Annotated in this window: 12 protein-coding genes; 2 read left to right on the plus strand and 10 right to left on the minus strand. The window is 37.4% G+C overall.

Features of this window, described 5'->3' with window-relative positions; all coding sequences use genetic code 11:
* Positions 1 to 72 precede the first annotated feature (72 nt).
* The 10 genes from sufU to dacB form a co-directional block, all read right to left on the minus strand.
* Positions 73 to 513, minus strand: coding sequence for a Fe-S cluster assembly sulfur transfer protein SufU (gene sufU / locus F6K27_RS02315; protein WP_124144356.1), 441 nt, complete (start codon positions 511 to 513; stop codon positions 73 to 75).
* A 312-nt stretch (positions 514 to 825) separates the two neighbouring features.
* Positions 826 to 1,461: a nucleotidyltransferase family protein gene (locus tag F6K27_RS02320; RefSeq protein ID WP_287273174.1), complete on the minus strand. Its 636-nt coding sequence runs from the start codon at positions 1,459 to 1,461 to the stop codon at positions 826 to 828.
* Between the two features lie 127 nt (positions 1,462 to 1,588).
* Positions 1,589 to 2,695, minus strand: coding sequence for an XdhC family protein (locus tag F6K27_RS02325; RefSeq protein WP_287273176.1), 1,107 nt, complete (start codon positions 2,693 to 2,695; stop codon positions 1,589 to 1,591).
* Between the two features lie 435 nt (positions 2,696 to 3,130).
* Positions 3,131 to 3,514: a hypothetical protein gene (locus F6K27_RS02330; RefSeq protein WP_124144353.1), complete on the minus strand. Its 384-nt coding sequence runs from the start codon at positions 3,512 to 3,514 to the stop codon at positions 3,131 to 3,133.
* A 642-nt stretch (positions 3,515 to 4,156) separates the two neighbouring features.
* Positions 4,157 to 6,364: a xanthine dehydrogenase family protein molybdopterin-binding subunit gene (locus tag F6K27_RS02335; protein WP_287273178.1), complete on the minus strand. Its 2,208-nt coding sequence runs from the start codon at positions 6,362 to 6,364 to the stop codon at positions 4,157 to 4,159.
* 495 nt (positions 6,365 to 6,859) lie between these two features.
* Positions 6,860 to 7,036 carry a hypothetical protein gene (locus F6K27_RS02340; RefSeq protein ID WP_287273179.1) on the minus strand — a complete coding sequence of 59 codons (177 nt, stop codon included), beginning with the start codon at positions 7,034 to 7,036 and terminating at the stop codon, positions 6,860 to 6,862.
* The gene (locus F6K27_RS02345) at positions 7,011 to 7,991 is read right to left on the minus strand and encodes a xanthine dehydrogenase family protein subunit M (protein WP_287273181.1); all 981 of its coding nucleotides are present in this window, start codon (positions 7,989 to 7,991) and stop codon (positions 7,011 to 7,013) included. Before F6K27_RS02345 ends, F6K27_RS02340 begins: the two co-directional genes overlap by 26 nt.
* Complete coding sequence (locus tag F6K27_RS02350) at positions 7,978 to 8,469, minus strand: (2Fe-2S)-binding protein (protein ID WP_287240268.1); 492 nt, start codon at positions 8,467 to 8,469, stop codon at positions 7,978 to 7,980. The genes F6K27_RS02345 and F6K27_RS02350 overlap by 14 nt, the downstream gene beginning before the upstream one ends.
* Positions 8,470 to 9,493: 1,024 nt before the next feature.
* A complete protein-coding gene (locus F6K27_RS02355; protein ID WP_287240270.1) occupies positions 9,494 to 9,616 on the minus strand; it encodes a hypothetical protein in 123 nt (40 codons plus the stop codon).
* Complete coding sequence (gene dacB, locus F6K27_RS02360; RefSeq protein WP_287273182.1) at positions 9,607 to 11,070, minus strand: D-alanyl-D-alanine carboxypeptidase/D-alanyl-D-alanine-endopeptidase; 1,464 nt, start codon at positions 11,068 to 11,070, stop codon at positions 9,607 to 9,609. The genes F6K27_RS02355 and dacB overlap by 10 nt, the downstream gene beginning before the upstream one ends.
* A gap of 481 nt (positions 11,071 to 11,551) precedes the next feature.
* Between dacB and F6K27_RS02365 the strand changes: the two genes are divergently transcribed.
* Both F6K27_RS02365 and F6K27_RS02370 read left to right on the plus strand, forming a co-directional pair.
* The gene (locus F6K27_RS02365; protein ID WP_287273184.1) at positions 11,552 to 12,118 is read left to right on the plus strand and encodes a Uma2 family endonuclease; all 567 of its coding nucleotides are present in this window, start codon (positions 11,552 to 11,554) and stop codon (positions 12,116 to 12,118) included.
* A 99-nt stretch (positions 12,119 to 12,217) separates the two neighbouring features.
* Positions 12,218 to 13,120 (plus strand): hypothetical protein, encoded by a 903-nt coding sequence (locus F6K27_RS02370; protein WP_287273186.1) that lies wholly within the window; start codon positions 12,218 to 12,220, stop codon positions 13,118 to 13,120.
* The last annotated feature ends 164 nt before the right edge of the window (positions 13,121 to 13,284 follow it).

A 13,284-nucleotide genomic window follows, 5' to 3' on the forward strand; every position in this document is an offset into this window, starting at 1 on the left:
AGGGGTTTCTTATCCCCTTTCCGTACTGGACGCTCAAAGCTGACCGCTGATTGCTGAACTGCTAAATGCTTTTTAATTTGGTGATTCTAGTGCTGTTTTCAGGGTGTGCCAACTTAGTAAAACACATTTAATTCTGATGGGAAATTGGGAAACTCCTTGAAAGATATTTAGTTTTGGTAAATTATCGGAAAGACTAATTTCTCCTTTGAGCATTTGACGAAATTTTTCTGTGATTTCTAATGCTTCTTCTCTAGTTTTTCCTAACAATATTTCTGCCATTAAATCTGCGGAAGCAATAGTTAATACACAACCTTTCCCTTGAAATTTTATATCTTCTATAATTTGCTTTGTTTGACTAAATTTTATTGTTAGTTCAATCCGATCGCCACATAAGGGGTTATCTCCTATTTGATAGCGGTCTATAGGGTTTGTTTTTCCTCTGTTTTGTGGATATTTAGCCCGTTCAAGAATTGTTTGATGTTGGAGGTTACGAAGATGGTTTTGAGTATTCATAGGTGTTAGATGGTAGGTTTTAGGTGTGATATCAACCGTGAAAAAAGAATGCTTTTGTGAGGTGAAACTTTAATTATTAAGTAATTATACTAATTACCAAAAATAATGCTATATTTCATCAATACTTATGAGATTTGGTATTATAGCATAGCAGTCGCCACTATAGTCAGGACATCGGGTAATTATGATGATTTATGACGCGAGAAAGATATTCGCACTAATTGTCAAACATCAACCTAGCAGTTACAATAACACAGGCGCAATGATATTTTTGATTATTAGCCAGTAGCATATTAATTATTCTGATCTCCTCTACTCTCCTACTCCCCTACTCCCCCACTCCCTACTCCCTTCTGAGAGAATTTTTAATCTTTCATAATCAGTAAAAGTATCAATATCTATTTCTCCTCTATGAAAATTAACTATTGCTACTTGGCCAGCATACTTATTAATTATTTGTTTCGCACCTTTATCTGTGTTTAAGTTGAGCATTTCTGGAAAAAGGCTAGAACTAAATAAAGCCGGAACCCCTAAAACGCCAGCATATTTAGAAGCAACTATTGGATTTGATTTTAAATAATAAACATCAATCATTTTATGGATTAAGTTAGTAGATAAAAAAGGCTGGTCGCAAACCATTATTATTACTGCTTCTATAATTTCTTGAGTAGTTTGCAAAGTATTAATACCAGCTCGGATTGAAGTATTCATGCCTTCCTGCCAATCATGATTTTCTACAATTTTTACTGGAAAATTACTAATTTCAGGAAGTATTAGATTGCCATAAGCACCAAGCACTACAATAATTGGTGAACAACCAGAATTTACAGCAATTTCAACAGTATTTAAAATCAAAGTATTTCCTTTGTAAATCAACAATTGTTTGGGTTGCCCCAAACGGGTTGATGCACCAGCAGCTAAAATTATAATTCCTATAGATTTATTCATTATCATTTTCTTTATGGGTTTAATACCCCACCGTCTACAGGGTGTTCAAAATTACTTGGGGGAGCGTAGACGCGGAGCGGCCCTTCGTTGACTATCCCCATGTAATTTTCCTCCTGTCTCCTGTCTCCTATCTCCTGTCTCCTTCTTCAATTTGACTATGAATTGGTAGGTTACGATGACGTAAAAAACCTGCCGAACGATTAGAAATTACTGCTTGAATTTCTGCAATAATTGCTAAAGCAATTTCTTGTGGATTATCAGCACCAATATCTAGACCAACTGGAGCATATAAACGTTTTTTGTATTGCTCATCTATGGGAATTTCTCCTAATAATTTTTCGGTTCTTCTGCGGGGTCCGAGTATTCCTAAATAACGTAAGGGCAAAGGTAAAATATTTGTGATAATTGTCAAATCATAAAGATAGTTATGAGTCATTACAACTGCTACAGTTTTTTCATCTAAAATTACCGATTTTGGTAGTTTTTCATATTCGGAAATAACTATGGAATTTGCTTCTGGAAATCTAGCAGATATGGCATAAGCAGGACGACAGTCTAATACTGTGACATACCATCCTAATTGTTTAGCAAAAAATGTTACAGGTATTGCATCGTGACCAGCACCAAATATTACTAGAGATAGGGGTGGATGAATGACCTCAATAAAAGCTTCTATATTATTAATAGATATGTGAAATGACTTACCCGAACTCTGAGCTATTTTGGCATTATCTACTAATAGTTGAACTAGGGAATTATCAGTTATTTTAGTAGTAAAATCACCATCCGCAGATAACATCAAATGATATTGCTCGGTAGTTTGACTTCTAAATACTGTAACTAAAACTCCTGGTTGTCTATGCTGAAGACAGTCAGCAAAAAATGACATTAAGTCTACTCCCTTCTCACCGGATAGAGGTTCGATGAATATATCAACTATTCCCTGACAACCCATTCCCAAACCCCAGATAATATCTGCTTCAGAAGTTGTGTCGTAAGTAACAAGGCGATACTTACCGGAACTCATGACTTCTTGCCCTTGCTCCAAAACATCACCTTCGAGACAACCGCCACTGAGGGAACCGACCATTTCACCTTTAGCAGTCATCAACATTCGTGCCCCAGCTCGGCGATATGTGGAACCCGCAACTTTGACAATAGTAGCGAGGGCAAGGGTTTGACCAGCATTTTTGAGTTTGGCGTAAGTTGCAATAATGTCTTGTAATTCTTTCATATCATGTTAGGTAGCATCAGTATTGTAAGCGCGAAGGTAAGGAAGAAGGAAGAAGGAAGAGGGAAGAGGGAAGAGAAAAGAGGGAAGAAAACTATTGAGCAAGAAAAAAACCTAAATTTCCTGTAGATATCCACCCTTGGGTTTACACAAACGATACCAAAGGAAATGATATCATTTGGAAAAAGGGAACAGGGAGAAATTTATCAGAGAAAATATTTTTATTATGGCTAATTAATGAGACTTGATATTATTTGATATTTCTGATAAATTCCAGCAGACTCCAAGTATATCAGTTGAGGGAAAAGTTAGGATAGATCAAAAGCTTAAAACTCAGACAAAGTAAGATTTTTTCAACTTTAGTTCTTCCTTCTTCCTTCTTCCTTCTGCCTTCTGTTATTGTTTTAATTAACTCTGACTCCTGACTCCTGACTCCTTCTATAATGGCAGATACTTAACTTTAGCCCACGCGGCAATAACATTACCTAACCATTTAGTTTTGTCATAAGATTGATAGGAAAGAAGATTATACTCTTGATTTGTAGTTTTGATTAATAAGCCCCATGATGAAAATCTATTGCCTTTAAAACCGCTAGTTTTAACTTGCTGTACATATTTGATTTTTGACCGTTTAATTTCTTGTATTTCATTTGTTAAAATACCTATGTTTTTGGTAAAAATTAAGCAATTAAATCTAAAGTCAAAACTTAATTTACCTAGAAAAAAATAGAAAATTATATAGACTTGATTAAATATTTTAGCGGCAAAAAAATACAAAACTAAAGGAATGAAAAAAAATAGAAAAGTTAAAATACTAATCACATAATCTTGAGTCAGTATAAATGAACTTATTAATAATGTAGCAATGAAAATACAAAATAGTATCCAGATAAAAAAGCAGATAACTGAGAATATAAGTAAGTATGTCATACCATTTGGACGGTAAACTAATAGGAGGTCGCTGTTAGGCGAATAAAAGATTCTGAACCCTTTCGGAGGTGGAATAATTGGTAACATGAAAACACCAAAGATAACAAAGGAAGTAAGTCAAAGGTAAAATTGGTTGATGATTTATGTATCATAATTTATTTTCTTTTAGTTTTTCAAGTGAAAATTATGGCAGGGAACAGAGAACAGTGAGAAAAACATTTCCCTGTCTTACGGTTCATCATTAACATCAGTCCTAAGCAACTCGTTCCTTTTTTTCAAGCTCTCTGTTACTCGGCAACCCTTGTGAAAAACCCCACTTTCTTCACTGTGTCAGGACTTACGCGCGAGGTACGAAAAAGTAGCCTTTGAGATTGCTTTCCGTTCCGGACTGCTCCGCAAACCCTGTCGGTCGCAATGAAGGAAATACTTTCTACTGCGTAATATCATGTCCGAATAATTAGTGATGAAAAAACTTTCTCCTCTTCTTCCCTCCTTTCCCTGCTGACTCCTGAGGACTGACTCCTCCCTTCAACTTTATTCTAATAACTTATCTGGAGTAATAGGCAAATCTCGAATACGCTTACCTGTGGCATGATAAACAGCATTAGCGATCGCTGCTGCAACACCTACTAGAGAAAGTTCCCCAATACCCTTAGTACCCAAAGCATTCACATAAGGATCTTCCTCCTCTACAAACTGCACCTGAATATCCGGCACATCTAACTGCACGGGTATCAAATAATCAGAAAGATTATGATTGAGAATGCGACCATAGTGAGGAGACATTACCGTATGTTCCATCAACGCCATACCAATACCCCAAGTAATACCGCCTATCATTTGACTGCGGGCAGTCTTCGCATTGAGAATACGTCCAGCACCGTAGACACCAACACACCGCTTCACCCGCACTTCTCCCAAAAGTCGGTCTACTTGCACTTCCACAAAAACTGCCCCAAAAGAATGTTTAGCATATTCTGGTTGTTTCTGTTTCGATGCGTTATCACCAACCGCTTCAATATTTTCCCTACCATGACGAGTGAGAATTTCCTGATAACTTTCCCCCACAGTAGGATTATTTTGCAACAATAATTTCCCTGAATCAAAAATTATCTCCTCTGGTTTTGCTTGATACAGTGGAGAGTTTGAGTCAGAAATTGCTATCTCTAATATTTTATTCCGAGCATTCATTGCTGCTGCTTGTACTGCCGAACCCACACTACTTGCTGTAGTTGAATTTCCAGTTCTTGGAGCTTTAGGTAAATTTGTGTCACCGAGTTTAAATTCCACCTGTTCTAGAGATACCCCTAAAACCTCTGCTGCCACCTGTGTCATCACAGTATAAGTTCCTGTACCTATGTCGTGGGTAGCACTTTCGACTAATATTTCTCCACTATTATATATAGTTACCTTCGCAGTGGCAGACCTAGTGCCAGCAGGAAAAGTTGCGCTTGCCATTCCCCAACCAATTAGACTTTCGCCGTTACTCATAGAACCGGGTTTAGGGTTGCGGTGTTTCCAACCAAATATTTCTGCTCCTTGCTGATAACATTCTTTCAGAGATTTACTCGACCACGGGTGTCCAGTAGCAGGAGCTACATCTGCATGGTTGCGGAGGCGGAGTTCTATGGGGTCTAATTCTAAAGCGTAACTAAGTTCATCCATTGCTGACTCTAAGGCAAACATTCCCGCTGCTTTCCCTGGTGCCCGCATAAAAGTGGGAGTGCCAGCATTGATACGGCCAAGGCGATAGTTGATATCAATGTTGGGGCAGTTATACATCATATTCGTTGTCATTGTCACGGGTTCGGTAAATTCGTCAAAGGGTGACGTTATAGTTTCGCCGATGTGTTTGATGAGTGTGAGTTTGCCTTCTTTAGTTGCGCCGAGGGTAAGATGTTGTTTAGTGGGGGCGCGATATCCGACAGAGGTATACATTTGAGCGCGGGTAAGTACGAGTTTAACTGGGTGCTCCACATAACGCGCTGCCAAAGTGGCAAGGATGGTGTGAGACCAAACAAGTGCTTTACAACCAAACCCACCGCCGAGAAATTCAGAAATGACTCGGATGTTTTCTGGAGGAATGTCGAAAACTTTAGCCATCGCTTCTTGTGCAGAATAAATTCCTTGAGTTGTTTCGTAGAGGGTGAGACGGTCGTCTTCCCAAACTGCTATAGTTGCTGAGGGTTCGATGGGGTTATGGTTTTCCATCGGAGTGCTGTAGGTTTGTTCAACTAATACCTCTGCTTGGGAATGCCCGTAGGTAATATCGCCCCTGAATATATGAGCGGGTAACATTCCACCAAAAATTTTTTCTGGTTTATATCCCTGTTGGAGTGCTGTATCTATATCTATAATTGGTTGTTCAATTTTATATTCGACTTTAACCAAGGTAGCTGCATATTGAGCTTGCTCTAAAGTTTTTGCAACTACTATCCCAATGTGCTGTCCTTGATAATAGATATTCTCATCCTGGAGAATGGGGAGACTTTGTCCCCCAGGAAAAAAAGTAATTTGATTAAATTTGGGAACGTTGCGGTGGGTAATAACTGCTAATACTCCGGGGGCGTTTTCTGCTGCGGTAGTTTCGAGCTTGGTAATTTTGCCTTTAGCAATGGTGCTTTCTATTAATACGCCGTAAGTCAAATTTTCAACTGGCATATCAGCGGTATAACATGCGCCACCTGTAACTTTAAGTTTTCCGTCTACACGGTTGATGGGTTTTCCGATAACTTTATTCATGTTTCGTGTTTACTTAAATAGTTCGTAATAGTTAGTTTTTTTGCGTTTCGCGAAGCAAAACCGTTAACGTTTGCGCCCTTCATTCCGACAGGAGGCGTTGTGCGCTAGCTCAACAAAAAACTTTCTCCTTCTACTGGGGGTTTCTTATTGTTTCTTCCCTCCTGACTCCTGACTCCTGTTTCATTTACTGAAAATAGGTTCGTAATAGTTAGTTTTTTTTGCGGGCATTGGTAATTTGAGGTATGATATCATGTCCGGAGAAGAGCGCTATAGAACTCCGTGACCTTTACCCTAGCAAAAAACTTTCTCCTTCTATTCCTGTTTCTTCTTCTTTCTTCCCTCCTGACTCGGTGACTTCCCCTCCCAGGAGGGGTTAGGGGTGGCTTGACTCCTGACTCCTAAGTAATTAAGATTAATATCATACACTAATTTACCAACGCCGTTTTTTTTGCGTTTGGCGAAGCAAAACCGTTAACGTTTGCGCCCTTTATGACCTTAGCGCAGCTTCGACCCAGGAGATAGGATGCGTTGTACGCCAGCAAACAAAAAACTTTCTCCTTCTACTCCTGTTTCTTCTTCTTTCTTCCCTCCTGACTCCTGACTCGGTGACTTCCCCTCCTGGGAGGGGTTAGGGGTGGGTTTACTCCTATAGTAATACAGTTGACAGCGCAAGAATAATGCTACGTTTAGCTAGTTCAATTTTGAACTGGTTATATTTTTGTGGTTTTGCTAGTGCCAAAGCTGCTTCTGCTGCAGTAGAAAAAGTTGCTTCATTTATCGGTTCTCCTTGCAATGCTGTTTCTGCTTCCTGGGAACGCCAAGGTTTTGTACCAACTCCTCCTAATGCTAGTCGCGCAGACTTAATAATATTTTGCTCAACTTCCAGAGCAACAGCTACAGAAACTAGGGCAAATTCATAATTGGCGCGATCGCGTACTTTGAGATAGTGGGAGTTGCTAAACCACGAAACAGCAGGTACTTCCACAGCAACTATTAACTCCCCATGCTCTAAAACATTTTCTCGGTGAGGTGTATCTCCAGGCAACAGATAAAAATCATTTATCGGCACTCGACGTTGTGCAGTTTTACCCTGAATACAAACTACTGCACCTAAAGCAACTAATGCTACTGCCAAGTCTGAAGGATGAGTGGCAATGCAATATTCGCTCGTACCTAAAATAGCGTGCATTCTATTGTAACCTTCTATAGCAGGGCAACTCGTACCTGGAATACGACGGTTGCAAGGAAAAACTGGGTCGCGAAAATAATTACAACGGGTACGCTGTAATAAATTTCCTCCCACTGTTGCCATATTCCGCAGTTGAGGAGAAGCACTTTCTAATATTGCTTCTGAAATGACAGGATAGGAATTTTTCACTGTGGAATAACGGGCAACATCGCTCAATTTTGCCAAAGCACCGATACGGAGGTTGTTGTCAGCATCGACTTCCACTGAGTCTAAAGACAGAGAGTTGATGTCTAGAACTTGCTTTGGTGTTTGTACGCCATCTTTAATTAAACCTATTAAGTCTGTACCACCAGCAATAAAATATATAGTCTCATCCTGAGAAACTGTGCTTATGGCGGTATTTTCTTCATTAACTCTGGCATAACTAAATGGCTGCATTTTCTGTTTTCTCCACTACTTCACGAACTGCTGCAACGATATGATGATAAGCACCACAGCGACAAAGGTTGCCACTCATACCTTCCCGAATTTCTCGATCTGACTTTGGTTGTGTTTCTGCTAGTAAACCTACTGCGGAAACTATTTGACCGGGAGTGCAATAACCACATTGAAAGGCATCATGCTCAATGAAAGCTGTTTGCACTGGATGGAGTTGTCCATCTTCTGCTAAACCCTCAATAGTAATAATTGACTTTCCCATTTGCATTGCTGCCAAAGTCATACAAGCATTAATTCGTTTTCCATCAACTAATACCGTGCAAGCTCCACATTCTCCGCGATCGCATCCTTTTTTTGTCCCTGTTAAACCTAGATATTCTCGCAGTGCATCTAACAGAGTCACGCGAGGTTCTATCTCTAGATGATGTTGCACTCCATTAATTTTTAATGTTAGTGCTATTTTTTCTTTTTCTAACATTTTAATAATCTGTAAAATTTAGATAACTATTCTGTCATAACTACCATAAGACTTACGCAGTAGAGTGTATTTCGGTCATTGCGACCGATAGGGTTTGCGGAGCAGTCCGGAACGGAAAGCAATCTCAAACACTAATTTTTCGTGCCTTGTGCGTAAGTTTTGTACCAACTAAAATAATATCAGACTTTTTCACTTTTAACCGAAGTAATTTTTAAGTTTTTTTATCATAATATGGAGAGATGGGGAGATAGGGAGATAGGGAGATGTTAATCAAACATAGCATTACTATTCAGAAATGGTATAAGATTTGATAGTCCTGCATAGTAATGCTATATGCAGATGAACAATGCCTAGTGCGGGCATCCTCGAAGGGAGGGAGCAAGATGATCTCACTACTGTATCTGGTATAGCATTGGAAGGAAAGGTTAGGAAAGTTCAAAAGGGAGCAAGATGCTCCCACTACTGTGTCTGGTTACAAAAATAATGACAATGCACGACCATGACAATGCACTACCACCTAAGATTTTTGCTAAAAACCCTAAATATTTTGAGAGTTAAAAACGAAAATTTCAGCTTTTAAAACACATTTTACTTAAACAAATAAACCTGTAAAAAAAAATAGTGGGATAGATTCAGGGAAAAACTTTACTATTGGTATTACAGCAGATTCCTCGCATAAGAAGTACAGAAATTAACAATTAAATGTTTATAGTGCGGGCATCTTGCTCGCCATCGGTGTACCAAAGTGGAATCTGCTGTATATTAATGTGAATTAATATAATTTAACTAGCTATCAGCTTTTCCGTTCCGGAATGCTCCGCAAACAGCATTTAGCTATCAGCTGAAAATTCAAGGGTTTAAGTCCCCCACTATATTTGAAAAAGCGCGTGGTGTGCCTTTTATGGGGGTTTTAATCCCCCATTATACACCTTGAAAAGCTGATTGCTGATTGCTGAGTGCTACTTTAATAATTTTTAACTACTCCAAAAATTATCTTTTTCTTTTGGGTTTAATACCCCACTGTCTACATGGTGTTTACAATTAGTTGAGGTTTGTAGACGCGGAGCGGCTTGTCGAAGACTATCCCCATCCACTTTTTCCTTTTTATTTCTTCTTCCTTCTTCCTTCTTCCTTCTTCTAACCACAAGATTTTAACTGAGTTAAGAGCAAAACTATTTCATCAATAGCACTTCTCAAATCTTTGGTTTCTAAGTCAGACTGATTGACAATAATACTAAATACTAAAGGCTCAAAATTAGCAGGTTGAATATATCCTGCTAAACCCGAAACTCCACTAATTGTTCCTGTTTTTGCTTGTACATTTCCCTCCGCAAAACTATTTCTAAAACGTCTACTCAATGTACCATTTACACCAGCCACAGGTAAAGAATTTCTATAAATATTTGCCCAAGGAGAATTAGCCATTATTCTGAGAGTTTGTACCAAAGCTTCCGGACTAACTAAATTATGACGAGACAAACCAGAGCCATCATTTAAAACAAAACTATTGGGAGTAACTCCTAACCTAGTTAAAATTACTTTTACCTCCTCCAAACTTTTTGCTAAAGTCTGATTATTAGATTTTTTCCTAGGAATTAATCTACTCCTAACTCCCATTTGCCGTAACAAAGCTTCTGTATAAAGATTATTACTCTTTCTATTAACTTCCTCCACTAATTCCGCTAATGTTGGAGACTCCACAAAAGCTAATTCATTCAAATTTATATTAGAGGCAATCTGTGATTTTTTTACTATTTGAGAAACCTGAATTCCTGTTGTTGCTAAAACTTCACGAAATTTATTTAAAAAATTATCCACAGGTTCTACAACCGCCACATAAACAGGTTCCGATGTCGAACCAACTCTTAGTTGCCCAGATATCCGAATTATTGGCTGAATAAAATCTCTTCCTACCTCAACAAATTCTTTTTCATTCTTTCCTACAGTCACCGAATTATTTTCAATCTGCCATTTTTGACCTTCAACAGAATTAACAAAAGTAACTTGTAAAGGTTGACCTAAATTTTGAGGCGACAAAACCAAATCTATAGCATTTTGATTCAGGATTAAACTATTAATAGGTGCCCCATAACCAGCCTGAACATCTTCCCATTCCCAATTAGGATTAACTCCTGTTCCTTCAAAATAACTATCATCAGCAATTAATTGATTAATATTTTCTATCCCCTGTTCCTTTAATTGTTCAGCCAAACTTTGCAGTTGAGTTTCTGTTAAACTAGGGTCGCCTCTACCCACAATATATATATTGCCATTCCCATCACCATAAACTGAAGTTCTAATTCTAAATTGAGGGCGAAGTTTTTGTAATACTGCTGCAGTTGTTAATAGTTTAGCCGTAGAAGCAGGAATAAAATAATATTCAGCATCTCGGTTATAAACTGTTGTTTTTTTCGATAAAGTTTCAACTAAAATTCCCCACCGAGAACGATTAAAAATTGGGCGGTTAATTACAGTATCAATCCGATTACTTAATTCAGAGGGACAAATTGTTGTAGCAGTTTCCTGACTAAGTGCTATTAATGGATTGAGAAATACTACAAGAAAAGTAATTGTAATTTGTTTGAGGGAAAGTTTAAACATTTGCTATTGACTAAAAATAGAGTGTGAGACCAATTTGATAAATATTTGCTGCAAATAAATAGGTTACTGCTTAGGAGTCAGGAGACAGGAGTCAGGAGTCAGAATAAATAGGTTTGATACCATTTTTTATGTAGTAATTTATCTTTTTAGTCCAATATATATTTCCTACAAATTATTTTCATGTTGCTTATTATTTGTAACATTCTTTTTTCAAATTGCTATGATACCAAATCCGCTTTTCTTTAGTATTATTTGGCATTTAGTAATAAGAATCAATATTGTAGAGGCAAACGGCAGTTTGCCCCTACTGACAGTATAAATTCTATATACTCCAATTTTCTCCTAGTTTATACTACGCAAACGGGAACCATAGCAAGCAGATTTGATATGATCTAAAATGTAATTGGGCTAATTTGATAAATTATTAAATTACTTAATTAAATTATCACAAAAAAATATCACAAAATAGCAGAATAAATTGATGAATATAGCAACCGAAAATAAGATATTAACTGACCAAGAGTTTCAGGCTTTATCAGAAGATGGCAGTCATTATGAATTAATTAATGGAGAAGTTGTTGATATGGGAAATTCGGGAATGGAGCATGGTAATATTACCGCTTATCTATGTGGTGTAATAGAATTATATGCTCGTCCTAAAAAATTAGGTGTAACTTGCGATTCTAGTACAGCCTTTACTTTCAAATCTGGTAATAAACGTTCTCCAGATATTTATTTTGTTTCCAAAGACCGTTTATTAGGATTAAAGCGATTACCTAAAGGTTATTTTCAGGGCGCTCCCGATTTAGCAGTAGAAGTAATTTCTCCCAATAATACATTTGAGGAACTACATCAAAAAATTGTTGAATACTTTGAAAATAACTGTCGTTTAGTTTGGGTAATTAATCCTGATGAAAAATCAATTTTAATCTACCATAAACCACAACCAGATAAATTATTACAAGTTGCTGATAATTTAGATGGAGAAGATATTTTACCAGGTTTTACATTACCAGTAACAGACTTATTTATGGAGTGGGATTTTTAGATTTAGTGGTTGGTGTGTAAGTCTTGTTTTTGTTATTCCTTGATTTTTGTGATTAATTAGTAGTATTATTAACTGACCACAAATTAATTTACTAAATCAATGAAAATTAAAAATTATTTACTGGTTCTTATTCTGGTAGCAAGCATGGTAGTAAGTATAGCAATTTTCTCTGAAAAAACCTTTATTTTTGATTTTAAATTTAGTTCAAATGAGACAGTTTTATTAAAAGATGACTTTGATAGTCAAGGAAATTGGCGACTACGTTCAAAACTTCGTATTGATTCAGGTTATTTAATTTCAGATGGTGATTTTCAAATTGCATCACTGAAGTTAGCCAAATTAGGAATAAGTCCTCTCGATCCAAGTAATGGTGCGATTAATTTGTATTGGAGAGGGATTTTTCCAGAAGATGCAACAAAGCCGAGAAATACTTATATTTTAGGCTTAGAATATGCCGAGAATTCACCCTTCTGTTGGAATGGGAAGGTTGGTCAAGATGTTAAAATTATTCTCACAGAAGATGCTTCTCCCTGTCCAAAAAGTTTCAGTCAGGTTAGGGAAAATCCTGAACTTAGGGCTTGGATACGTCCTAAAGAACCTACTATCCCTGGATTCATAAGACTGCATATAGATCCAGATTTTACTCCTGGCGTACAACCAGAAGAGCGCGATGGTTCTAAATTTCCCTATGTCACCTTGGATAGTCAACCTAATTCTCAAAGAGAATACCGTATGCGAGTTCAGGAAAAAAATCAGCAGGTTGAGGTCGAGCTTTTCTTTTTCAAAGATGATAAATGGGAATCATTAGGTGAATCTTTAGTAGTAGCACCGTCACAATGGAAACACGTTATTGGTCAGAATGAAGAGACTGGAGATTATATATATGGAATGAAGGAAGCTATAACCTTTAAGGCCGTTAATATTCTCTTAAGAAGAGATAGAAACAAGGAACCTACTAAAATAGATGCTGTTGCACTTACCCAAGAGAAGATTTCTAGGTAGTGGTGGATCGTAATTTTTTTTGCAAGAGTATATTCAGCACCAAGAAACCCGGTTTCTAGGGTAAATCATTGTTTTTGACAGTAAACATCTACGAGAAACCCGGTTTCTGAGTTCACTTGCGTAAGTCCTGTAATTGATATTTGCTAACCCAAAATAAGTAAGTA

This window comes from Okeania sp. SIO2F5 (assembly GCF_010692685.1).
In the GTDB taxonomy this organism is placed as follows: Bacteria; Cyanobacteriota; Cyanobacteriia; order Cyanobacteriales; family Microcoleaceae; genus Okeania; species Okeania hirsuta.

Coding starts and splice junctions, on each gene's coding strand:
- dacB (WP_287273182.1), bottom strand. CDS start 11,070: ATGTTTAAACTTTCCCTCAAACAAATTACAATTACTTTTCTTGTAGTA.
- F6K27_RS02320 (WP_287273174.1), bottom strand. CDS start 1,461: ATGAATAAATCTATAGGAATTATAATTTTAGCTGCTGGTGCATCAACC.
- F6K27_RS02365 (WP_287273184.1), top strand. CDS start 11,552: ATGAATATAGCAACCGAAAATAAGATATTAACTGACCAAGAGTTTCAG.
- F6K27_RS02350 (WP_287240268.1), bottom strand. CDS start 8,469: ATGTTAGAAAAAGAAAAAATAGCACTAACATTAAAAATTAATGGAGTG.
- F6K27_RS02345 (WP_287273181.1), bottom strand. CDS start 7,991: ATGCAGCCATTTAGTTATGCCAGAGTTAATGAAGAAAATACCGCCATA.
- F6K27_RS02370 (WP_287273186.1), top strand. CDS start 12,218: ATGAAAATTAAAAATTATTTACTGGTTCTTATTCTGGTAGCAAGCATG.
- F6K27_RS02325 (WP_287273176.1), bottom strand. CDS start 2,695: ATGAAAGAATTACAAGACATTATTGCAACTTACGCCAAACTCAAAAAT.
- F6K27_RS02335 (WP_287273178.1), bottom strand. CDS start 6,364: ATGAATAAAGTTATCGGAAAACCCATCAACCGTGTAGACGGAAAACTT.
- sufU (WP_124144356.1), bottom strand. CDS start 513: ATGAATACTCAAAACCATCTTCGTAACCTCCAACATCAAACAATTCTT.